The sequence below is a fragment of the Tatumella sp. JGM91 genome, from assembly GCF_018257575.1.
In the GTDB taxonomy this organism is placed as follows: Bacteria; Pseudomonadota; Gammaproteobacteria; order Enterobacterales; family Enterobacteriaceae; genus Tatumella; species Tatumella punctata.
This window is the reverse complement of the sequence record NZ_JAERJP010000025.1, coordinates 1-20,761: the sequence shown is the minus strand read 5'-3', so window position 1 is coordinate 20,761 and position 20,761 is coordinate 1. Positions and strand designations below refer to the sequence as shown.

The 20,761-nt window shown below is 48.2% G+C and carries 22 protein-coding genes; 17 read left to right on the top strand and 5 right to left on the bottom strand.

Features of this window, described 5'->3' with window-relative positions; genetic code table 11:
• Positions 1-81 precede the first annotated feature (81 nt).
• From JK198_RS14595 to JK198_RS14560, 8 genes are read left to right on the top strand one after another with little or no spacing between them, the layout of a single operon-like run.
• Positions 82-219, top strand: coding sequence for a hypothetical protein (locus JK198_RS14595; protein ID WP_249213345.1), 138 nt, complete (start codon positions 82-84; stop codon positions 217-219).
• Positions 203-721 (top strand): packaged DNA stabilization gp4 family protein, encoded by a 519-nt coding sequence (locus JK198_RS14590; protein ID WP_212710859.1) that lies wholly within the window; start codon positions 203-205, stop codon positions 719-721. Before JK198_RS14595 ends, JK198_RS14590 begins: the two co-directional genes overlap by 17 nt.
• A complete protein-coding gene (locus tag JK198_RS14585) occupies positions 669-2,096 on the top strand; it encodes a packaged DNA stabilization protein (RefSeq protein ID WP_212710858.1) in 1,428 nt (475 codons plus the stop codon). Before JK198_RS14590 ends, JK198_RS14585 begins: the two co-directional genes overlap by 53 nt.
• Entirely contained in the window at positions 2,096-2,875 is a 780-nt protein-coding gene (locus tag JK198_RS14580; RefSeq protein WP_212710857.1) for a phage tail protein, read from the top strand. The genes JK198_RS14585 and JK198_RS14580 overlap by 1 nt, the downstream gene beginning before the upstream one ends.
• Complete coding sequence (locus JK198_RS14575; protein ID WP_212710856.1) at positions 2,856-3,320, top strand: DUF2824 family protein; 465 nt, start codon at positions 2,856-2,858, stop codon at positions 3,318-3,320. Before JK198_RS14580 ends, JK198_RS14575 begins: the two co-directional genes overlap by 20 nt.
• 25 nt (positions 3,321-3,345) lie before the next feature.
• On the top strand, positions 3,346-4,002 hold the full coding sequence (locus JK198_RS14570) for a DNA transfer protein (RefSeq protein WP_212710891.1): 657 nt from the start codon (positions 3,346-3,348) through the stop codon (positions 4,000-4,002).
• An 8-nt stretch (positions 4,003-4,010) separates the two neighbouring features.
• Complete coding sequence (locus JK198_RS14565) at positions 4,011-5,342, top strand: phage DNA ejection protein (RefSeq protein ID WP_212710855.1); 1,332 nt, start codon at positions 4,011-4,013, stop codon at positions 5,340-5,342.
• The gene (locus JK198_RS14560) at positions 5,342-8,125 is read left to right on the top strand and encodes a lytic transglycosylase domain-containing protein (RefSeq protein WP_212710854.1); all 2,784 of its coding nucleotides are present in this window, start codon (positions 5,342-5,344) and stop codon (positions 8,123-8,125) included. Before JK198_RS14565 ends, JK198_RS14560 begins: the two co-directional genes overlap by 1 nt.
• Positions 8,126-8,431: 306 nt before the next feature.
• Here JK198_RS14560 and JK198_RS14555 read toward each other — a convergent pair whose 3' ends face one another.
• The gene (locus JK198_RS14555; protein ID WP_212710853.1) at positions 8,432-8,770 is read right to left on the bottom strand and encodes a Rap1a/Tai family immunity protein; all 339 of its coding nucleotides are present in this window, start codon (positions 8,768-8,770) and stop codon (positions 8,432-8,434) included.
• Positions 8,767-9,018, bottom strand: a complete 252-nt coding sequence (locus JK198_RS14550; protein WP_212710852.1) for an Arc family DNA-binding protein — start codon at positions 9,016-9,018, stop codon at positions 8,767-8,769. The genes JK198_RS14555 and JK198_RS14550 overlap by 4 nt, the downstream gene beginning before the upstream one ends.
• 83 nt (positions 9,019-9,101) lie before the next feature.
• Between JK198_RS14550 and JK198_RS14545 the strand changes: the two genes are divergently transcribed.
• The 5 genes from JK198_RS14545 to JK198_RS14525 all read left to right on the top strand — a co-directional run bounded on the left by JK198_RS14545 (position 9,102) and on the right by JK198_RS14525 (position 14,105).
• Positions 9,102-9,263 carry an Arc family DNA-binding protein gene (locus JK198_RS14545; RefSeq protein WP_212710851.1) on the top strand — a complete coding sequence of 54 codons (162 nt, stop codon included), beginning with the start codon at positions 9,102-9,104 and terminating at the stop codon, positions 9,261-9,263.
• A 73-nt stretch (positions 9,264-9,336) separates the two neighbouring features.
• Entirely contained in the window at positions 9,337-10,245 is a 909-nt protein-coding gene (locus JK198_RS14540; RefSeq protein ID WP_212710850.1) for a phage antirepressor N-terminal domain-containing protein, read from the top strand.
• Positions 10,246-10,468: 223 nt separating this feature from the next.
• Positions 10,469-12,919 carry a phage tailspike protein gene (locus JK198_RS14535; protein ID WP_212710849.1) on the top strand — a complete coding sequence of 817 codons (2,451 nt, stop codon included), beginning with the start codon at positions 10,469-10,471 and terminating at the stop codon, positions 12,917-12,919.
• Positions 12,920-13,116: 197 nt separating this feature from the next.
• Complete coding sequence (locus tag JK198_RS14530; RefSeq protein WP_212710848.1) at positions 13,117-13,419, top strand: hypothetical protein; 303 nt, start codon at positions 13,117-13,119, stop codon at positions 13,417-13,419.
• A gap of 455 nt (positions 13,420-13,874) precedes the next feature.
• Positions 13,875-14,105, top strand: a complete 231-nt coding sequence (locus JK198_RS14525; RefSeq protein WP_212708982.1) for a hypothetical protein — start codon at positions 13,875-13,877, stop codon at positions 14,103-14,105.
• A gap of 94 nt (positions 14,106-14,199) precedes the next feature.
• Here JK198_RS14525 and JK198_RS14520 read toward each other — a convergent pair whose 3' ends face one another.
• Together JK198_RS14520 and JK198_RS14515 are read right to left on the bottom strand one after the other, a co-directional pair.
• Entirely contained in the window at positions 14,200-14,955 is a 756-nt protein-coding gene (locus JK198_RS14520; protein ID WP_212708981.1) for a YoaK family protein, read from the bottom strand.
• A 147-nt stretch (positions 14,956-15,102) separates the two neighbouring features.
• On the bottom strand, positions 15,103-15,813 hold the full coding sequence (locus JK198_RS14515) for a LexA family transcriptional regulator (RefSeq protein WP_212708980.1): 711 nt from the start codon (positions 15,811-15,813) through the stop codon (positions 15,103-15,105).
• Positions 15,814-15,968: 155 nt separating this feature from the next.
• On the opposite strand from JK198_RS14515, the gene JK198_RS14510 reads away from it, so the two are divergent.
• The 4 genes from JK198_RS14510 to JK198_RS14495 all read left to right on the top strand — a co-directional run bounded on the left by JK198_RS14510 (position 15,969) and on the right by JK198_RS14495 (position 19,544).
• A complete protein-coding gene (locus JK198_RS14510; RefSeq protein ID WP_212708979.1) occupies positions 15,969-16,166 on the top strand; it encodes an ogr/Delta-like zinc finger family protein in 198 nt (65 codons plus the stop codon).
• Positions 16,167-16,649: 483 nt separating this feature from the next.
• Positions 16,650-17,819 carry a serine-type D-Ala-D-Ala carboxypeptidase DacD gene (gene dacD, locus JK198_RS14505; RefSeq protein WP_212710847.1) on the top strand — a complete coding sequence of 390 codons (1,170 nt, stop codon included), beginning with the start codon at positions 16,650-16,652 and terminating at the stop codon, positions 17,817-17,819.
• A 174-nt stretch (positions 17,820-17,993) separates the two neighbouring features.
• Positions 17,994-19,052, top strand: coding sequence for an FUSC family protein (locus JK198_RS14500; protein WP_212708977.1), 1,059 nt, complete (start codon positions 17,994-17,996; stop codon positions 19,050-19,052).
• A gap of 153 nt (positions 19,053-19,205) precedes the next feature.
• Entirely contained in the window at positions 19,206-19,544 is a 339-nt protein-coding gene (locus JK198_RS14495) for a DUF496 family protein (protein WP_212708976.1), read from the top strand.
• A 58-nt stretch (positions 19,545-19,602) separates the two neighbouring features.
• Here the strand turns inward: JK198_RS14495 and JK198_RS14490 are convergent, their stop codons facing one another.
• A complete protein-coding gene (locus JK198_RS14490; RefSeq protein WP_212708975.1) occupies positions 19,603-20,529 on the bottom strand; it encodes a ketopantoate reductase family protein in 927 nt (308 codons plus the stop codon).
• Positions 20,530-20,761 lie beyond the last annotated feature (232 nt).

Below are 20,761 nucleotides of genomic sequence, written 5' to 3'. Positions count from 1 at the left end.
GGGGCTTAGGCCCCTTTTCGTGAGGCTGATATGGATACCGCAGTTTATAAGCCTGGCGGCCCGTGCAAGGTATGGGGTGTCATGGCACACGTTAAAGTGGTGGATCACACCGAAGTGGAAAAGCACGTAAAGGGTGGCTGGCTTGATCACCCGTCAAAGCTGCTTGATAAGCCAGGTCGCCGCAAGGCTAAGGCGGTTACTGATGCTGACTCAGACTAAAGGCGATATTGTTCGCGCCGCGCTGCGAAAGCTAGGTATTGCTTCTGATGCCACACTGACAGACGTTGAGCCTCAATCAATGGAAGACGCCGTTGATGACCTCGAAATGATGATGTCTGAGTGGTATCAGGATGGTCAGGGGATCATTACTGGCTATGTTTTTGCTGATGATGATAACCCGCCGGCAGAAGGTGACGACCACGGTATGCGGTCCAGTTCAGTCAGTGCCGTGGTTCATAACCTGGCGCTTCGCATCGCACCTGATTACGTGGTTACGCCAGCTGACAAAGTGGTAATGACTGCCCGTTACGGAAAAGAACGGCTGATGAAGTCCACCGCCATCAGTCGTGCTGGCAGTATCGGATATTCATACCCTCAGCGGATGCCTGTAGGTTCTGGCAACCGCCTGGCGACTTACAACAACTGGAATTTCTACCCGGGGAAACAGAATGTCAATCCAACAGTTACCCCTGATGAAGGGAATAGCGAAGAGTCCGGATAACGCTGATTATATTGATGCGCTGCCGGTCAATATGCTGGCGACACCGAAAGAGGTGTTGAACTCCAGTGGGTATCTCCGGTCTTTTCCGGGCATTGATAAGCGTGATGATGTGGCTGGCCTGTCCAGGGGTGTACAGTTTAATACTCACGAATCTGTCGTATATCGGGTTCTGGGAAACAAACTGTATCGCGCCCAGTTACCGGTAGGTGATGTATCCGGTTCTGGCAGGGTAAGCATGGCCCACTCAGCAACAAGTCAGGCAGTGGCAGCTAATGGAGCACTCACTCTTTATCGCTATGACGGTACCACCAAAACGCTGCAGAACTGGCCTTCGACAGTCGATGACGTCACGTATGCTCAGTACGAAATCGGTTCTGTTCGTGACGTTTGCCGGTTGCGTGGGCGTTATTTGTGGGTAAAAGACGGCTCTCAGGATTTCGGAGTCACGGATCTTGAGGACGAATCACACCCTGACCAGTATCGTCCGTTCTATACCGCAGAAAGTCAGCCTGATGGCATCCTTGCCTGTGACACATGGCGTGACTTCGCGGTGATGTTCGGCTCGGCCACAATTGAGTATTTTTCTCTTACTGGCTCGACAGACACCAGTGCTGCAATTTACGTATCCCAGCCGTCATTGATGGTGCAGAAGGGTATTGCCGGTACGCGTTGCAAGTGTAAGTTCGGTGACTCTCATGCGTTCATTAGCAACCCGTCCAGTGGAGCACCTTCGGTTTACGCCATCAGTCAGGGCTCTGCCACGCCTATTGCTACATCCAGTATTGAGAAGGTTCTTCGCAGCTATTCAGCGTCCGATCTTGCATCTTCAATCATGGAAACACTGCGATTCGATGGTCATGAGCTGATGCTCATCCATTTGCCCGATCACGTTCTCTGCTATGACGCATCGTCCAGCAGCAACGGGCCCCAGTGGAGCATCCTGAAAACAGGGCTCTACGACTCACCGCATAGAAGCATAGATTTTATGTTTGAAGGAAATCAGATTACGTGTGGCGATAAAACGGAATCAGTGACCGGTCAGCTTAATTTTTCATCATCCGCACAATATGGCGATCAGCAGGAGCACCTGCTTTACACGCCGCTATTCAAAGCCGACAACATGCGGGTATTCGATTTCGAACTTGAAGCATCGACTGGTGTTGCTCAGGTCGCCGACAGGCTATTTTTATCCGCAACGACTGACGGCATTAATTTCGGCCGTGAGCAGATGATTGAGCAAAATTCACCGTTCGCATATGACCGTCGCGTTTTGTGGCGCAGGTTCGGACGCATCCGTAAGAATGTAGGCGTGAAGGTGCGAATCATAACCACTTCTCCTGTGACCTTGTCAGGGTGTCAGGTAAGGCTGGAATAATGGCTGATACATCACTACAAACGCCGGTAAATGTACAGGCCTCACGAATCGATGCAACGCTGCTCCCGCAGGTATTTAGCCAGCCGTATTCACTTTATGTAATACAGCAAGGGTCTGACCTCGGGAATGTAGCCGGAAAAGCGAATGAGGCGGGTAATGGCGCTTATGATGCTCAGGTGAAAAACGATGAGCAGGATATTGAATTAGCTGACCACGAAAAACGCCTTACCGCAGCAGAAACGGAGCTGGCAGACCATGAAAAGCGGTTACAAGCTGCCGAAGCTGAACTGGCAGACCATGAGAAAAGAATAGCGGCTGCTGAATCTGAGTTAACCGATCATGAAAAGCGAATTTCAGCCAATGAAACTGAGCTGCAAGACCATGAGTCGCGAATAACTCAGAACACTGACGATATTTCATCGCTAGGGACCGCTCAGCAGTCTGACAGGGATGATATTGACAAAATATCAGGTGATTACCTGTCAAAAAGTTCCACATCATCACAGAGCCTTACAGGGCCGTTAAATGTCGCATCGTCATATTCGGTAAACGGGACTAAGGTTATCGGCCCCCGGCAAACCGGATGGTCGCTATCAACCGGTACCGCCAACAAATCAGCATTCAACGCCGACCAGGGCTATACGGTTGGTGCCGTCTATTCTCAAGCTGAAATGCAGGCGATTGTGCGGGCGCTTATTGAAACTAGGCAGCGGGTAAAAGCACTTGAGGACATGGCTGTAAATCACGGGCTAATTTCAGATGGAAATAAAAATAATTGATGATCCTGTTGGGCTTTCCGAATTTCTGAACAACAGAGAAATCACGGGGAACATCGTTGATGAGGGAGATTACTACCTAATCAAGCCCGACGCCCTCTATCTCGGGGTTTACGATGGAGATTCACTCGCCGGAGTTCATGAGATTCGAACCTTCTGGCATAGCACAGTGGAGTGCCACCCTATCTACGCCCCGAAATACCGTGGCAAATATGTAATCAAGGCTCATGCGGTATTCATTAACTGGCTGCTCAGAAACTCATCATTCACAAATATGGTAACTATGGTCCCAGACACCACCAGATATGGGGCTATTGCTGCCCTTGCTGTGGGTGCTGAAAGGATAGGGCACATGAAAGATGCATACCTGAATGAAGGTGTTCCGGTCGGAATAACTCTTTATCAAATGACACGCAAAATGTGCGAGGAGGAATACAATGTTATTTAACGGCATGCAACCAGAAAAAAAGGAAATGCTCTTATCTGGCTACCAGGCGGGATTGCATAAAGGTGGGTCCAGCGCAGCCTCATCCGCTCAGGCAGATGCCACTAACCGTGGTATAGATTTACAGCGTGACCAGTGGCAAACGGTAATGAATAACCTGAAACCGTATATGGCGGTTGGTCAGCCGGCATTACAGCAGCTTCAGGGGCTATCAACACTTTCTGGCCAAAATGACGCACTCAATAGCTATTACAACTCGGACCAGTATAAACAGTTAGCTAATCAAGCCCGCTATCAGCAACTGGCATCATCTGAGGCTACTGGCGGCCTTGGCTCTACTGCAACAAGCAACGGATTGGCTTCAATTGCACCAACGTTAGGGCAAAACTGGTTATCCAACCAGATGCAGAATCAGAGCAATCTATTGGGTATTGGTATGAATGCCGCGGCTGGTCAGGCATCTGCTGGGCAGAGTTATGCAAATAACTCCAGTCAACTCTTACAGCAGCAGGCAAATGCGATAGCTGCTAATGCTAATCGCCCGTCGTCATTACAATCAGGAATTGGTGGTGCGGCAAGCGGTGCAATATCGGGCGCCGCAATCGGTAGTGTAGTGCCGGGACTTGGAACCGGGTTGGGTGCGGCAATTGGCGGTGGTGTTGGGCTACTTGGTGGTCTTTTTTGAGGTGAAAAATGGCAACTTTCCAGCTATCAGGAATACCACAATTTGGCGGCGTCATTGCTTCATCTAACAGCAACGCTCCTCAATCCAGTGATGCTAATTATGCTGTCAATGCTATTAGTCAGGCAAACCAGGCTGACAGGTCAGGGGCAAACAATGTTGGAGTTCAGGCATTACAGGGTGGGGCGAGTGTGTTGCAGGGTATTAAGCAAATTAATGATCAGCAGGCACTGAATACATACCAGCAAAAAGTAGGCGACGCCCTTGCAAATAATGATACAGCAGCACTGCAAAAGCTTTATGCCAGCAATCCGACGCAAGCAGCTACAACGCAGCAGGCAATAGGGCTGGCGAATGATAGCCTGAAACAAGACGCGGGCAATGCTGCGATGGATTTGAAAGTGGCTGCTACTCAAGGCCCTCAGGCGGTAGCTTCGGCTATCCAGAAGCATCAGCAAACTCTGCAAGGGATGGGAATTGACCCCAACCAGGCTGTACAAGCATATCAAACCAACCCCCAGCAGTTCAGTCAGACTGCTGATTTAGTTGGTATGCATGCTATTGGCCCAGAAAAATATTTCGATCTACAAAGCAAAAACGCTCAAATAAATCAGCAGGGGGCCATAGCTAACGCCAACTACCAACTGAATCAGCAGAAATTCCAGCATCAAATCCAGCAGGACAATACTCAAAATGGGTTTACGGCGCAGAAAGTGGATATTCAACGTGGTGATCAGGCTATTAAGCAACAGATGGCTAATCAGTCTGGTCAGCAGCAGTCCTCCAATATTCAGAACCAGCAGTTCCAGCAGGTTCAGAAAAAGCAGGACTTTGTGAACGGATATGACCAACAGGTAAACAGTACATCCGGAATGCTGACCACGCTAAACCAGGTTAAGCAGATTGATCCATCAACATTCAATGGAATTTGGGGTAAACAAGGGTATATCACCAGAAACATACCTGGTTCTGATTCGGCAGACGCATATTCGCAAATCCAGCAGATGCAGGCTCAGGCAAGACAGATGGGCGTAATTGGTATGCGTGGTACCGGTCCGGTATCAGATTCAGAAGGCCAGGCGGCGGCAAGTGCCTTCCTGAACCTTCAACCAAACGTATCTTCCGATCGGGCGCGAACAATCATCAATAACTGGCAACAGGTTCTACAGCGCCAGGTTAACTACCTGAACAGCCAAAAATCACTGGTCGAAAAATATCGTTCAGATATTCAGTCTTACTCCGGTCCGCAGCAAGCATCAGCTCCACAATTGGGGCAGTTGGTAGATGGCTATATGTACACCGGCGGTGACCCATCATCCCCTAATAGCTGGAGAAAAAATTAATGGCAGGTCCGTGGGAAAACTATCAGAGCAGTTCACAGCCTGGAGATTCTTCCGGACCGTGGCAAAACTACCAACAGTCGGCACCTCAGCAGGGTGCCGATGTTGTTTCTGCTACTGAGCAAAAATATGGAATTCCGTCTGGATTACTCAATGCGGTAATCAGCAAAGAATCCAGCGGTAACCCGAACGCAGTAAGTCCCAAGGGGGCAATTGGCCTTGGTCAGGTAATGCCGGAAACGGCAAAGGGAATGGGTTATAACCCTGAACGACTGAAATCTGACCCTGACATGCAGGTTGATGCGGCTGGCAAATACCTGGGGCAGATGCTCAGGCAGAACGGGGGTGATGTTACTTCCGCACTCGCTTCGTACAACTGGGGACCTGGCAATGTTCAGAAATATCAGTCCGGCCAGAGCCACGCTATGCCACAGGAAACTCAAAATTACATCAATGATCCGCGTTTTGCTCAGTGGACGCAGCAGCAGCGGCCACAACCCGGATCATCTGGCGAAATGGATTATCTGAACCAGGAAGCCAGGCAGCCATGGGAGCCTGAGCAGGCACCACCAACTCTGGCACAGAATGTTGAGCAGGTAGGCAAGGGGCTACTTCAGGCCGGTGTGAATGTAGCAAATATTCCCGGCAGTGTAGTTAATACGGCTCTGGATGCTGTAGGTGTTCCAAAGCAGGACCAGGTATATCAGTTCCAGTTGCCTAAAAGTGCCAGACCAACAGACCCATATGCACAGCTCGGTGCGGAAATTGGTCCGTATCTTGTACCTGGTGTTGGTGCAGAGAAAGCCGCGGCAGCCACCGCTTCCGCAGTCGGAGCATCCAGAGCGGAGCGGGCAGCAAACCAGGTCGCCAGTATGCTGTCTGAGAACCTTGTCGGTACACTGGCGGGGTCTCAGCAGGATGGACAAATTGATCCGACTCAGTTGCTGGAAAATACCGGTATGGGCCTGGCTGGTTCAGCAGCGGCCAGAGCGGTTCCGGCGGTATTTAATGGGGTCCGTGGCGCAATAAAAAATGCACGCGGTGCCAGTGAGCCATTACCATCACCTCAGGCATCTGCGGATCGTGCGGCCACCCAACAGCCGCCAGGCTACAGCCAGCCTTCAGTTAATCAGCCAGATAATTTTAGCCCCCGGCAGCAGCCATACACTGTCAGGACACCTAAGGATAACGCTCAGCCTCAGGCCGCCAGTAGCTCAGCGCCAGAGTCTCCTGCGGGAGTAACTCCGGATACGGCTCAGCAATACACCCGAGCTGCTCAGTCTGGTAATCAAGGCCGCATTCAGCAGGTCATAAATGACATTCAGCCAGACCAGAATGTTACTGATGCAATGAAGCGTCTCGACCTTGATCCTGATGATATGCTTGAGGCTTACACCTCCGGGAATGATGCGTTTAAAGCGGTGCAAATGGGTCTGGCATCTCAGGATGAATCAGCGCTTGGGGCAGTTCGACGCGACTCGATTAACCGGATTTCTAACCGCGCATCACAGATAATTGATGATGCCGGTGCGATGCCTGACCGTCTTTCAATGAATGACAAGTTCGTTTCTGATTTCAATACAACCAGAAATGCACTGAAGGCTCAGGAGAACTCACTTTACAAACCGGTTCAGGATGCCATTCCGGCAAGAGCTGAAGTTGATCCCGTTAATACCAGAAATTATCTCGACCAGCTGGCTGATGAGCAGGGCGGTTACGAGCATTTATCTACTGTAGAAAAATGGGTGTATGACAAAGTGGCTCCGAAGGGAAATGACGCGGGTGCACCAACATACGCAAGACTCAATAGCGCCCGTAGTCGCGTAGGAGCTGAGTTAAGCAAAGCCGGAACCCCATTCGGAAGTGCAGAAGAGCGCAATCTTAGTGCGCTATATTCGAGGCTTTCTGATGACCGTGATGCAGTGGCAAGGCAGGCGGGTTTCGGTGACCAGATTCGTGCCGCTAACGCCGTCACAGCTCAGCGTAAGATGATGGAAGAACGGATATATTCCCTGATGGGTAAAGACCTGTCCGGTGATGTTACGGCACGGGCTCACAACGCCTTGACCGGACTTAGCAACGGGAATACGAAAGCGTTCAACCAGCTTATGCAGGCCGTTCCTGACAAAGCAACCCGGTCACAACTTATCGCTACAGGAATGCGGGATATGCTGCGTAAGGGGAGCCGGTCTGACCTCGCTAACAATATTAACGGTTTTGTCGATTATTATGGTTCTCTAAAGCGTAACGGTAGCGTCAGGCTTTTACATCGTGAGTTGCCTGCTAATACCGTTCGTCAGCTTGAGGATATGTACACGATCGCCCGCAATGTTAAGTCAGCAAATCAGTACTATCTGGCCACCGGAAAACTGAAATCATTCCTTGATAAATTTGAGCAGCCTGGCGGATTTCTGGATAAGCTTGCCACTCACGGAAAAATGGCGACCATTGCAACAGTGGTTGGTCACGTACCTGTCGCTGGGCCGGTGCTGAATACTGCCATTGCTGCACAGATGGGGGCTAAAGCGGCGACAAGGAAAACCGGTTCTGAAGCAGTTCAGGAGTTAATGAGCAGCCCGGAATGGAAACGATTGGCGTCACTGGCCCGCAACAAACCATCGGCTCCGGTTCAGGATAAGATTGTTTCCAGCGCTGAAAGTCGCATTGCCAGAACATCAGCATGGAAGGAGTTTTATCGGACATTACCTGCTGCAGAGAAGCAGAGGATAGCTAAGTTCGGCATCATTGGTTGGTTCTCGGCGTTAACTGATGATCGTTCATACTGATAAGCAACCAAGGATGGTGGCTAATTACACCTAACTTTCATCTCTTTGCGATTAAAGCCAGATGAGTGCTCTATATCGCTGTAGCCGCTTGGACAAACATTGCTTGCTTCGTTATAACAAACGCTCCAGGAGGAAGCGGCACCGCATTCAACAAGGTAGGTATTCTTTCCATTATCTCTATTTATCAAAGTGGACTGCGAGCACCCCGCTAAGGCAAGAAATGAAATAGAAACTAAAAATTTATTCACAATCATCCTCCTCATTTTTCTGCCAGCATATCACTGGCACGGTGCAATAGCGTGCAAATTATTTTTTCTTGCATGGAAAGGCCTGCCCCAAAGCGGCAGAGGATAAAAGAGATGAAGTTTCATTTCTTATCGTAGGGTTATTCATCAAAAAACCTTGAACTATATCAGTGAACTGGCTCATGTCAGCCCCCTGAGGAGGGCATAGTAATCCGATCATGATTTGAAAGTCAGATATTCCCCTGAGGTAGCCAGTTGTATAGAAAGAGGCTGCATTATCACCAGCCTTTCCTTGCTGAATATCATACAGAAGGTCATTCCCAGTCTGTAATGCCCTGAAATCAGCAAATGAAGCTACAGGAACAATAAGAAGAATAATGGCGAAAATCTTTCGTATCATTTTTCCCTCCCGTACATGGATTTAAGGGTTTCAAAGACCATATCTTTAACCTTGTCCGATTGCTCATCTGCTAACCGTTCCGCCTCGTCCCGGTAACCAGAAACAGGTGAAGGCTTAGCGATTGCATCTTGCACAATTTGCACCAACTCTGCGTTTATAGAGCGGCCATTCATTTTAGCTCTTTGGTCAAGTTTTGATTTTAAATCAGCAGGGAGCCTGAGCTTAAATTGTGGGTCTTCTCTGGACATTTTATCACCGTATTTTTTCTTGACAGTCTATAACGGTGATAGTACATTCTCAAGTGAACCACGGTGGTTCATTCGGGAGGTGTATGAAAGACGCAAGAAAATTACCGCAGTTCAATCTGCGATGGCCTAAAGAGGCGTTGGATGCTGTTCGTAAAGTGGCAGAAGAAAACGGGCGCTCTGTAAACTCTGAGCTTTATAAGAGAGTGATGGATAGCTTGAGGCAGGAAGGGCGAATTGAAGCCTGAAACAGTTGAAGCCCCAACTGCTCGAACAGTCAGGGCCTCGGTATCAAACAAATCCGACTAAGGAATTATTGACATGAACAGTATAGCAATTATCGAAGCAGTGAACACTACCTCTCTTCCTTTTCACGGTCAGCACATTGTCACCGCTATGGCGGCAGGGGTTGCTTATGTCGCAATGAAGCCGATTGTTGAAAATCTTGGCATGAGCTGGGGAACTCAGCAGCAGAAACTCATGCGCCAAATGGATAAATTCAACTGTATTCATATGAATATGGTTGCCGGTGATAGCAAGCTGCGCCAGCTTTTGTGCATCCCACTCAAGAAACTCAACGGTTGGTTGTTCAGTATCAACCCTGCAAAGGTTCGTGATGATATCCGCGACCTTCTGATCCGCTATCAGGAAGAATGCTTCACCGCTTTGCACTACTACTGGAATAAAGGAATTGCTGTTCGCCAGCCGGAAAGCACAGTTGATGACAGGACGCCATTGCGCGGAATCGTTAACCGCATCATGGGTAAATACGGACTGACATACCAGGCGGTTTATAAGCTGATTCACAAAGAGTTTGACGTTAAGCATATCGACGAGCTTTCACCAAAACAGACTGCTGAGGCCGTCGAATATCTGGCAGGGAAAGTGATTGAAGGCGAATGGCTGCCGAAGCAGGAGAGCCTCCAAAAAGTTAAGAAACAATTCACCGATGATGAACTTTGTACTATGAGCTGGCTGTGGATGCACTCGAATATGATGGCTGATTACATGCTATCTGTTGAACCAATCTTACATGCGGCTGAACACAGGCTGGCCGGAGCGTACTGTTCAATGCCTCGTGAAACAATCCGGGAACGAAATGCTGTAAGACGGATACTGGAAAGGGAAACGGCGCATATTCATGTTTCACCATGGGAAGATGGGAAAATGAGCGTATTGAAGAAGCTGAGGATAAACAACAAGCACTTCCTCGAAATGACCGGCGTATAGGATGACGCAAGAGAAGGGTTTTGCACTAATAGTGCAAAACTAAAAGTGGAGACCTACGAAAATTTCGTAGGTCGTAAGAATGGGTAGTTTTACGAATATTTCGTAAAACCCAATTCAAGCCTAAAGATTACATTCAAATCAACCCGCCTCGGCGGGTTTTTTTATACCTGAAATCTATAAATCATCGTTTAACAGCGAGGCCATCACTCGCCCGGAGAAAATAATGGCTGATAATAGCTATAACATCATGGTGTCTAACCCTGTTACACCGTTCACCATGTCGCGCTCTTTTAAGGCTTGCTCAAACGGCAAGATTTTTATCGGGATACCAGACACCGACCCGACGTTACCGCAGAACCAAATTCCTGTTTACGTTGAAAGTGAGAGCGGAACTACGGTTCAGGTTTCGCAGCCAATCATTATCAACTCCGCAGGATATCCGGTTTATAACGGACAGATATCAAAATTCGTAACCACTCAGAATTACTCTATGGCTGTTTATGATAGCTATATGGTGCAGCAGTTTTACTGGCCGGACTTGTCTAAGATAAACCCTGAGATAATTCTTAGTGGAATAAGATCTCCTTTTGGAGCGAGTTATATTGGAGAGGTTGATTCCTATGAATCATTAAAAAAATTAACGCCAGAGTATGAGGGACAAGTGGTTTTGCTGAGATCTTACTATAAAGATTCTCAATGGGCCGTTCAGATGCCACAATCAACCGGAGCGGGGAAGTTTAGGGCTGTAAACTTACCAGGAAAGGAAGATAACGGGACGAAAGCGGTTGTTTCAGCAACATGGTACTGGCAGAGAGTATTTGAAAACAATGTCTTGACCCCACAGATGTTTGGTGGAGCCGCTGACTTTGATACTAGCACCAAGACAGGAACTGACAATACTAAACCCTTTCAGGATGCGGTAGATTCTGCAATCTCATACAGAAATATGCGTGTTGAAGTAATGTCTGGCTATTATTACAAGAAAGGTGAAACCATCTTGTCTGGCTCTGACTACATGCTCTACGTTGATGTCGATGGAGAGTTCACGCGAGATATTTACAATGCGATTTTGCGAGGCTCATTCCTTCAAGGTAGTGGCATGGACAGTACTACAATAGTATTTGATGCCGCGTCAGAAGATGTCTCATGTTTCTCGGTAAGAAAAGGATGGGGAACCTCATCGTCAAGGGGAATTTCAGACCTAACCGTCGTTCCATTCATAGCGAAGCCTGACTCTTCAGAGACTGCTGCTGCGCCTATTGGTAATGCGATAGAACTTCAAGGTTGTTGTTATTCAGTGGTGAGAAATGTTCGGGCCTATCAACTCAAGCGCTGCATCTGGTTAAACAACAGAGATAAGAATGACTTCACCGAGTTCAACTGGATGGAAAATGTTTTTTCTGACCATTGCGCCATTGCCGGTGATTACTATGTTTCTCTGGGCAATAACTCATTCCACGGAAACAAATGGATAAACTGCATGGTAGGGGTTCGTCATTTTGGTGGGATAGCATTCAGGGGTTATGACGACCAATCACGCGGTACGAGCGAATCTAATTATACTTACTTAGCTTACATTTATAATAATGTATTCAACGTTTCAATATACGGTGCAGCCACTACAACGCAAGGTAACCACTACGCTTTTCACCTTACACGAGCTGTTGTAGAAACTGCCGTTGGTGATATTATCGCCGAAGGAATTTTATTATTCCATGCGACTTCATGGGAATGGTTTAGGTCAGAGGGGACCTTTCAGAGTATCGGTTCGACAACCTTTGAGTCAGGCGGGGATGTTGATACCTCAAAAGCTCCAATTAACTTTGTGTTCTCCAACATTTCTCCTGCCAAAGCAGTAAGTGGTACTGACAGCGTGCTGAACACGAACTCTTTGCTTGTTCAGATTCCGGATAGAACATTAAAGTCTATAACAGGTCAGAGGTTGCCGCTCAGGGTTCGGGGTAAAATTTCTTCAGGTGCTACAACTGAGTCAACTCTATTCGCAACACCTGCCTCAGACAAACTAGGTCACCTTTTTGCAAGGTATAACTCAGATACGTCAATTCTTGGCGATGTCGTGGTTAAATGGCAGCTTAATGCTGATGGTAACCAGATTAAAGCGACAGATTCATCATATCTGGGGCTAGCTAATAAAGCAGGGGCGTGGGCAATATCTGGATATAGTCTAGCACCAGGCGCTGATGCGGCGGGGAATATTGGTAGTGCTTCACTGCGACCTAGTACAGTGTTTGCTGTCAACTCAACTATCGCTACATCTGATGCGACCCTTAAAAGTGACCCCAGGGCGATATCAGACACAGAAATATCTGCTTTCTATGAGATAGGGCAGTTACCCTGGGTATGGACATGGTTAGCTAAGCAGTCTGATGAGGGTGATACAGCAAGGTTGCATAGTGGTCCTACCGTGCAGGCTGCAATCGCAATCATGACTAAATACTCTCTTGACTGGACGCTATATGGTGCATTTTGTTATGACGAGTGGGAAGCAGCTGACGCTGAATACTTTGAGGATGGGACTGTTAAAGCTGAAGCAGTAACTGCCGGCAGTCGGTATTCTTTCAGGAAAGAGGAATTACTTCTTTGGATATTAAGAGCCACAATCAGTAAGCAGACGGATATTGATTCCCGATTAACAGCGCTGGAGGGTAAATAGCATGCTTATAAAAACCGAGGGTGTATTTAATGCTCACCCATTAGGTAACATATGCAAATTTTCTTCTGATCCGTGCAGAATGGATTCTGCAAATGAAGTCAATCTGCCCGCAATAAAGTCAGATTGCGAGGTAATTCCCTTACCGACCGCTGGGGATAAGTCACCTGACATTGCACTTTTACAATCTGAGGCAGCCCATGGCATTCCAGTCCCCCGCAGCAGACTACATCGAAGCACGCCTGACGCCTAACGGTGTCATGGGTATTACCGAATCGTCAATCGTTATTCCGACTGATGAGGGCTACACTGTGGTCGAGCAGGGGATACCGGCGAAAGCGGGGCGGGTGGTCTTACTGGAGGTGTCCGGCCAGAAGGTATTCGCTACGGTGGGTGCCGGCCGGTTTATCACTGACGGTGGAATAATCGAAGGTGATGCCCTGGATGATGCCAGGGTGATCGGAGTGGTGACGCATTTAGTGAAGAGTTTTGAATCGGGTTGAAAATGGAAGGTTGTACCAAATTTTGTACCAACCCTGTTTTCTTGATTGCATATTACCATTTAAATCATTTACTTAATCGTTGATTCACATAATCATGAAAGAGGAAGGTAGGCTGTGCTGCATCATTATTTTTCATCCGTTACCGTCCTCTTTTTCCTGTTAGTTGCATCGAATACCCTGTATTTCGTTCACCTTCGCTCAATGTTCACTTGTTATATGACAGTGCGTTTTCCGGTGATTCTGTTATGACACCGGATATTTTGTACCAAACTGATACTGATCACAATTTATTGACGCTGCGGCCGGGGTCTCTGCGCATGGCCGTGGTGAATTAAGGGATATATGTCACAGCACTATCCTTCATCACTATTAACTGGTGTCGTTGTCGGTTTCCTGCTTCCCTTTACATTAATTTAGTTTTAGATTGTGGGTACTGTAGCTATGAGGGTAGAGATGTGAAAACATTTGTCGGAACTGTCCTGGTGCTGGTTGTTTTATTTTTTGTCTATAAAGTTGTCTTTGATTCACCGATGAAAGAAGCGGCCATGACCAATGCCCGTGAGGCTGTACATCAGTGCAGAGCTAACCTGAATAAAGCTAATTCACTCTCTGAACAGCAACGTCTGGCCGGAGTTTGTGAACAAATGGAAGATGATTTCAGACAGGCCTATGGCACGGCACCATAACTCTATCGTTTGATCCACGGGATCCGCTGCGGCGGATCTTTTATATAACCTCTGCTGTATAAATGGCTGTGCCGCTGTAGTGAATAAATACAACTCAGGGGACTCTGACCGGGCTGATGCGGCCTGCTATACGCCGTTGCTGTTGCAGGGTTCGCCGTATTGTTATTCCGGAAACCAGCACCAGCACAATACCGGCCAGTGAAAAAGCCTGCATTGAAAACAGGTTAAATGACAACACGCCAATAATACCTCCGGTAATAAATGCCCCGGTGGCAGTCAGGTAAATACTGAGCAGATACTGGTGATGACGACGTTCTTCCGCCGAATACCGGAGTACCCGGTGAAGTAACAGGGTCGCCAGGGTTATCCCCGCATCTGTCAGCGTGCCGGTAATATGAGTGGTTCGGACTTTTCCCTGGGAAAGCTGGGTGGACGTCGAATTATGTAAACCGAGCAGGAAGCCCAGCATATTGACCAGCAGGGTTTTATCGACAGGGAGGCTTAACCATAAACTGCCAATAGCCGGTACTGCCAGTATAATACCTTCGCCCAGCAAAATATGTGCGTAAATAGTCCGCAGATGGTATTTTTTGCCGAAAGAAACCAGTAACCGTGAAGTAAATGCGCCGCCCATAAAACATAGCAGTAGCAGTAACAACTGCCACATTTGTCGCTGATCCCACTCCAGTACCTCGGCTGAAAGCTGAGTTGCATTCCCTGTCATATTCGACGGAAATAACCCGAAAGCGCCCAGCGCCAGTACATTCAGTATACCGGCAGTACCGGCAAGGGTAACCGCCAGCCTGCGGTTCTCTGTGGCCGACCGGCCACTTTTCTTTTCTATCAGCATCGTTACCGCCTTATAATAATTAATCACGTTTATTAATCATTACTAAACGGCTAACCGGTGAAGCAGTGGATAGGTATTTTCTTAAAAGATATTGGTGAGATCACAGATTTACATCAACTGACAATTCACTGCACAGACCGGCAGCGGTTACAGGAACCGCATCCGCGCTTCAACGGCAACACCGATAATTCTGCAGTTCCCGTTAATGGGTATCGCTGGCCAGGCAGGATTTAAGCCTTTCAGGTATTTCTGACCGCCATCAATAATCAGTTTCTTGAAGGTGGCATCATTCGAATCGACCAGCTTGGCGATCACCAGGCTGCCATTAATGGCTTCACGGCCGGTATCAAATAAGACATACATACCTTCCGGTACGCTCTGACCGGTCGGGGAAGTCATTGAGTCGCCCTCAACTTTCAGCCAGAAAGCCTCTCCCTGAATATGTGCATCAGACTCCAGCCAGACACTGATATCTTCGAGGGTATAAGCTTCCACTGCTTCAGACCAGCAGCCCGCCTGCACCGAACTCAGTACCGGGTAATGTTTTCCGGGAACATAGGGGCCTGCATAACGCACATTTTTTTCTGACGCACCGTGCAGTGCTTTGGCCTCTGCAGATAGCGTTTCACTGAAATCTGCAATCGAACAGTGCAGCAGTTGCGAGAAAATAGCGGCTACTTTTACATTCAGTGCATTTCTGCCATTCAGATAGTGTCCCACTGCGCCCTGAGTAATATTCAGCTCATTGGCGATCATCTGCTGGGTCAGTTGCAGCTGTTTTCTTTTTGACTCGTACAAAGCTTTCAGACGGCTGGCATCTTCTAGCTGTTCTGTCGTCAGTTCTTTTCTCTTTTCCATGATTTATTTTAATACCCCTGCTATTAAAAATAAAGTACCCGGAGTATTGAAAATAATATTACCTGAGGTATTATTATTTTGCCGGTGGATCATTCAGTCCCGGCACTCCGTCCCTGTAAACAGGGGAACAGTTAACCTTCAGAAAGGCCCTGATTATGATGCGTTGTCCTGTGTGTAACCATACATCCCATACGCGGACCAGCCGCTATATTACCGATAATACTAAGGAAGCATATTATCAATGCCGGGATTTGTCTTGTTCCTGCACTTTTAAAACCATTGAGAGTATAGATAAAATTATTTGCGCACCGTCAAAACCGGCAGCGGGGCAGGCAGTAACACATCCGTGCTGACCGCCGGGAACCACGGCAGGGCGGACAGGACGTTTGTCTGCAGATTAACGATCGGTGTCGGGAGGGCCCCTGTATCCGGTCAGGTTTTATTCAGTTCATTATTCCGGCAGATAACGCTGTTATGTCCGGTGTTACCTTTAACCGTCTTTTGTACCAGAGCCCTCCCTGTGTTGCGGAAGCCGTCTCACAGAGGCTGACACAGTACTACCGACTGTGAGTAAATAATTCCTTTCAGGGGATAAAATGACAAATCTGTACAGAGGGTTGTGACAGCATTTGGCTGCAGTATAGCGCGGGGATAAGTAAACTCATCCCCGCGGGCTGACTATAAGCAGCAGATTCTGTTTCAACTGGCGGTTTTACAGCAGATATAGCCAGATTCAGTGTTACATTTTCTCACAATTGATAGATGCCAGTGGCACTGAAATGCCGTAAAAATGCGACTAAATCTGTCTCTCCACCCTAATTATTGAGGAACTTAGCTTGAAAAGGCGTCTGCTTATTACTGTACCGGGTATGATATTACTGGCATCAACAGCGTTTGCTGATGACAATGCCCTGCCTTTTTCCATGACGCCCCCGACCATTGATGCTGCTTCATGGGTATTAATGGATGCAACGACCGGACAGGTACTGACTTCAGGAAATCCCGATGAACGCCGTAACCCTGCGAGCCTGACTAAGCTGGTTACAGGTTATGTGGTTGACCGTGCGATTAACCAGAAACGAATTACCCCGGATGATATTGTGACGGTAGGGACTGATGCCTGGGGTGCAGGTAATCCGGTATTCAAAGGCTCATCGCTGATGTTCCTCAAACCCGGTGATAAAATCTCAGTACGCGATTTAAGCCGCGGGGTGATTGTCGACTCAGGGAATGATGCCTGTGTTGCTCTGGCCGATTATGTTGCCGGCGGTCAGGATAATTTTGTCAAACTGATGAACCAGGTTGTGGCTAATCTGGGACTGAAAAATACCCATTTTGAAACGGTTCATGGTCTGGATGCCCCGGGGCAGTACAGTACCGCACGGGATCTGGGGATTGTCGCCATGGCGATTATTCACGGTGAGCCTGAGTTCTATCATATGTACAGTCAGAAGACGATGACATGGAATGGTATCACGCAGAATAACCGCGTCGGTTTACTGTGGGACAATAGCCTGCATGTTGACGGCATGAAAACCGGACATACGGAAACCGCCGGATTCAATATTATCGCATCAAATATTATTGGCCAGCACCGCCTGATTGCGGTTGTTATGGGGGCCAAAAGTCCGAAAGGTCGTGAAGACCAGGCCAGGAAGCTGCTGGTCTGGGGGCAAAATAACTTCGATACTGTACAATTGTTCCACGCCGGAAAAGCTATCGGTACCGAGAATGTCTGGTACGGCAACCCGCACACGGTGAATGTCGGGTCAGCGAAAGATGTTTATCTGTCATTACCGCGTGGTGACATCAGCCAGGTAAAAGCCCGCTACGTGATTGATAAGAAAGAACTGGATGCGCCTCTGGCAGCTGATCAGCAGGTAGGTGAAATCCAGGTAATGGATAAAGACAAACAGATTGCCAGTTATCCGCTGGTGGCACTGCAGGAAGTCAGACAGGGGGGGATCGTGACCCGGCTGACGGATTATATTAAGAAAAAATTGTAACTTCCCGCCGTACCTGCGCGTATTCAGGCCACTTTGTGGCCTGAATAACTGAATACCCTCGCCCCGCAACCGGTGCGTTTTTTTCCAGACATAATCATCTAATGATTTATCACCACAGATCTTTTCCCGGGAATATGCGAAAATAGCGATTCAGTTAATGACCGGAAAATAAGTGTGCGTCCCGACAAGCCTATATCCCGCCCGGAATTTTGGTTATACCGCCATTACAAGTTCGTTCACGGACTGCGTATTGCTATTGCTTTTTTACTTTCTTTTCTGCTGGTCAGGTTGCTGCATATACCTGAAGGAAGCTGGCCACTGATCACTCTGGTGGTGGTGATGGGGCCCATTTCTTCCTGGGGAAATGTATTTCCACGCGCAGTCCAGCGAATTATTGGTACTGTTGCCGGTTCTGTTTCCGGGCTGATAGCACTGAAACTGGAACTGATTTCGTTACCGGTCATGCTTGCTTGGTGCGGGGTGGTCATGTTTATCTGTGGCTATTTAACCCTGGGAAAACGCCCGTATATGGCGCTGCTGATCGGTATCACCCTCGGGGTGGTGGTCGGCGCGCCTGCCGGTGACTTCCTGACAGCATTATGGCGGGGCGGCGATGTTATCTTCGGTTCGATACTGGCGGTAATCTTCACCGGTATCTGGGCCCAGCGCGCCTATACTTTCTGGCGTATCCGGATGTCTGATGCCCTGATCGCTTCAATGAAAATTTACCATACCGGGGTATCTCCCAATCTGCTGGAGAAACCACGGCTGAACAAACCGATACATCATCTGCTGACCGACGTAGTGAAAATGCGATCACTGCTGGAACCGGCCTGTAAAGAAACACGGATACCGAAATCAGTATTTGAAGCCATTCAGACAATTCAGCGTAATATGGTATATACCCTGGAGATGCAGATAAATGCCTGGTGGGCATCCCGTGAAAGTCATTTATTACTGCTGAATGCACCAACCATACGCCGTACTCAGGTGTTAACCGAGAATCTGTTCCGTACCTTATCTGATATGCTGACCAGCGGTATTACTGATCAGCTGGCGAATACTACTGCAGAACTGGAAGAAGTTGATCGTGAGCTGAAATTACTGCTCGCCAAAGCTGAACATGCCAATGCTGAGGCGGCACAGGTTTACGGATATGTATGGCTGAGCCTGGAGCTGCATGGTCAGTTATTAAGAATGAATGAACTGATCCGCATGGTGTTGAGAAAGTAATCTGTGGGAGAATTGAATTACAGTTCCTTTGAGCTAAGATAAGGTACTGAAAAGTTTTAGAAGTCACAGTAGTACCGCCGGGGACTTATCTGAACCCGATTGATTCTGAAACTCATACGCCTGCCAGAACAGGCATCAAACTGAGGTGTTATCATGGAAAATGCCAGACAATCTTTCCAGGACGTACTTGAATTTGTACGTATGTTTCGTCGCAAAAATAAATTACAGCGCGAGATTGCCGACGTTGAGAAAAAAGTCCGCGACAATCAGAAACGCGTTTTGTTACTGGATAACCTGAGCGAATATATTAAGCCGGGGATGAGTATTGAGGCTGTGCAGGAAATTATTGCCAGTATGCGCAGCGATTATGAAGACAGGGTGGATGAGTACATCATCAGGAACGCTGACCTGTCAAAAGAACGTCGTGAAATCTCGAAAAAACTGAAGCTGGCGGGTGAACAAAAACCCCTGTCCGCAGAAGAAAAAAAATAGTCCGGTCTGCTGAACACACTCTGCCCGGGCTCAGTGTCCGGGCTTTTTTTTGCTCTGCCTAGCTCTCCGCCTGGCGGGATCTCAGGTAGACCTGTAAATTCACAAAAACAGCATTCAGCAACGGAACCGTAATTGCATGCTGACGCGCCCTGTCAACCAGATCGCCGATAATCGGTTCTGCTTCTATCAGTGCGCCTTGCTGCAAATCACGGTACATCGATGATGTCATCGGGGTTTCCGGATTACTCAGTGTCTGCAGAATAGCGGCGATTATCGCCGGGCGCTGGCGGTAGCCACTGGCCGTGATCACCGCCAGTCCTTCACTAAAAATACTGTTAAGCAGAGTTTCTCCGCCTGCAGATGTCAGTATCTGCCTGGTGTTACCCCGTGATAAACAGGTCACGGCCCCGAGAGTGCTTAGCAATAACCATTTCTCCCACAGATCACTTTGCACCGAAGATGACAGTCTATTGTCAAATCCGCAGCCACTCAGCAGTTGATCGAGCTGTTGAATACGTGATGTATTACTGCCATCAAGTTCTCCGTAGCATAGCTGGTGCAGGGGCGACATTTGTAATACTTCACCTTTATCATTCAGAGTGGCGTGGATTTTACACAACCCGCCGATGACTTTATCGTCGCCGAACTCGCGGCGTAAAGTATCGATATGTTGCATGCCATTAAGGACAGGCAGTATTAGTGTGTGTTCACCTGCTGCCGCCCGCAGATCAGTGATTGCTCCCGGTAAAGCAAAACTTTTGACGGTGATAATAATCAGGTCATAAGGTGTCGTAATCTCTGTTGCCAGCAGCGTATTGGGCTGCAGTGTGAAAGTGCCTGAATCAGCATGGATCACTAAACCCTGTTGCCTGAGTTTTTTTGCCCGCTCACCACGTACCAGAAAAGTCACATCGCGACCATGCCGTGCCAGACATGCACCAAAATATCCGCCGGTCGATCCGGCCCCGACAACCAGTATCCGCATTACCTTTCTCCTGTGTTCCGTCTCAGAATAACTACCATAAAAGGCAGCCATCGTAAAAGCCAGCCGGTATGACTAAAAGTTATCTTCACCGGGGAATTGCAAATAGTAAAACCGGCTGTTCGCCACCCCGACATCAGACGTGTGGTTTCCTGATACCGGTAAGTGTCAAGGTAGTTGTCACCCCCGGTTAATTTAAGCCGCCTGTTTTTCCCGTTCCGGGTTCAACGTTACC

Coding starts and splice junctions, on each gene's coding strand:
- JK198_RS14580 (WP_212710857.1), top strand. CDS start 2,096: ATGGCTGATACATCACTACAAACGCCGGTAAATGTACAGGCCTCACGA.
- JK198_RS14560 (WP_212710854.1), top strand. CDS start 5,342: ATGGCAGGTCCGTGGGAAAACTATCAGAGCAGTTCACAGCCTGGAGAT.
- JK198_RS14530 (WP_212710848.1), top strand. CDS start 13,117: ATGGCATTCCAGTCCCCCGCAGCAGACTACATCGAAGCACGCCTGACG.
- JK198_RS14510 (WP_212708979.1), top strand. CDS start 15,969: ATGATGCGTTGTCCTGTGTGTAACCATACATCCCATACGCGGACCAGC.
- JK198_RS14540 (WP_212710850.1), top strand. CDS start 9,337: ATGAACAGTATAGCAATTATCGAAGCAGTGAACACTACCTCTCTTCCT.
- JK198_RS14550 (WP_212710852.1), bottom strand. CDS start 9,018: ATGTCCAGAGAAGACCCACAATTTAAGCTCAGGCTCCCTGCTGATTTA.
- JK198_RS14535 (WP_212710849.1), top strand. CDS start 10,469: ATGGCTGATAATAGCTATAACATCATGGTGTCTAACCCTGTTACACCG.
- JK198_RS14565 (WP_212710855.1), top strand. CDS start 4,011: ATGGCAACTTTCCAGCTATCAGGAATACCACAATTTGGCGGCGTCATT.
- JK198_RS14570 (WP_212710891.1), top strand. CDS start 3,346: ATGCTCTTATCTGGCTACCAGGCGGGATTGCATAAAGGTGGGTCCAGC.
- JK198_RS14495 (WP_212708976.1), top strand. CDS start 19,206: ATGGAAAATGCCAGACAATCTTTCCAGGACGTACTTGAATTTGTACGT.
- JK198_RS14595 (WP_249213345.1), top strand. CDS start 82: ATGGCACACGTTAAAGTGGTGGATCACACCGAAGTGGAAAAGCACGTA.
- JK198_RS14545 (WP_212710851.1), top strand. CDS start 9,102: ATGAAAGACGCAAGAAAATTACCGCAGTTCAATCTGCGATGGCCTAAA.
- JK198_RS14585 (WP_212710858.1), top strand. CDS start 669: ATGTCAATCCAACAGTTACCCCTGATGAAGGGAATAGCGAAGAGTCCG.
- JK198_RS14590 (WP_212710859.1), top strand. CDS start 203: ATGCTGACTCAGACTAAAGGCGATATTGTTCGCGCCGCGCTGCGAAAG.
- JK198_RS14575 (WP_212710856.1), top strand. CDS start 2,856: ATGGAAATAAAAATAATTGATGATCCTGTTGGGCTTTCCGAATTTCTG.
- JK198_RS14520 (WP_212708981.1), bottom strand. CDS start 14,955: ATGCTGATAGAAAAGAAAAGTGGCCGGTCGGCCACAGAGAACCGCAGG.
- JK198_RS14490 (WP_212708975.1), bottom strand. CDS start 20,529: ATGCGGATACTGGTTGTCGGGGCCGGATCGACCGGCGGATATTTTGGT.
- JK198_RS14515 (WP_212708980.1), bottom strand. CDS start 15,813: ATGGAAAAGAGAAAAGAACTGACGACAGAACAGCTAGAAGATGCCAGC.
- JK198_RS14555 (WP_212710853.1), bottom strand. CDS start 8,770: ATGATACGAAAGATTTTCGCCATTATTCTTCTTATTGTTCCTGTAGCT.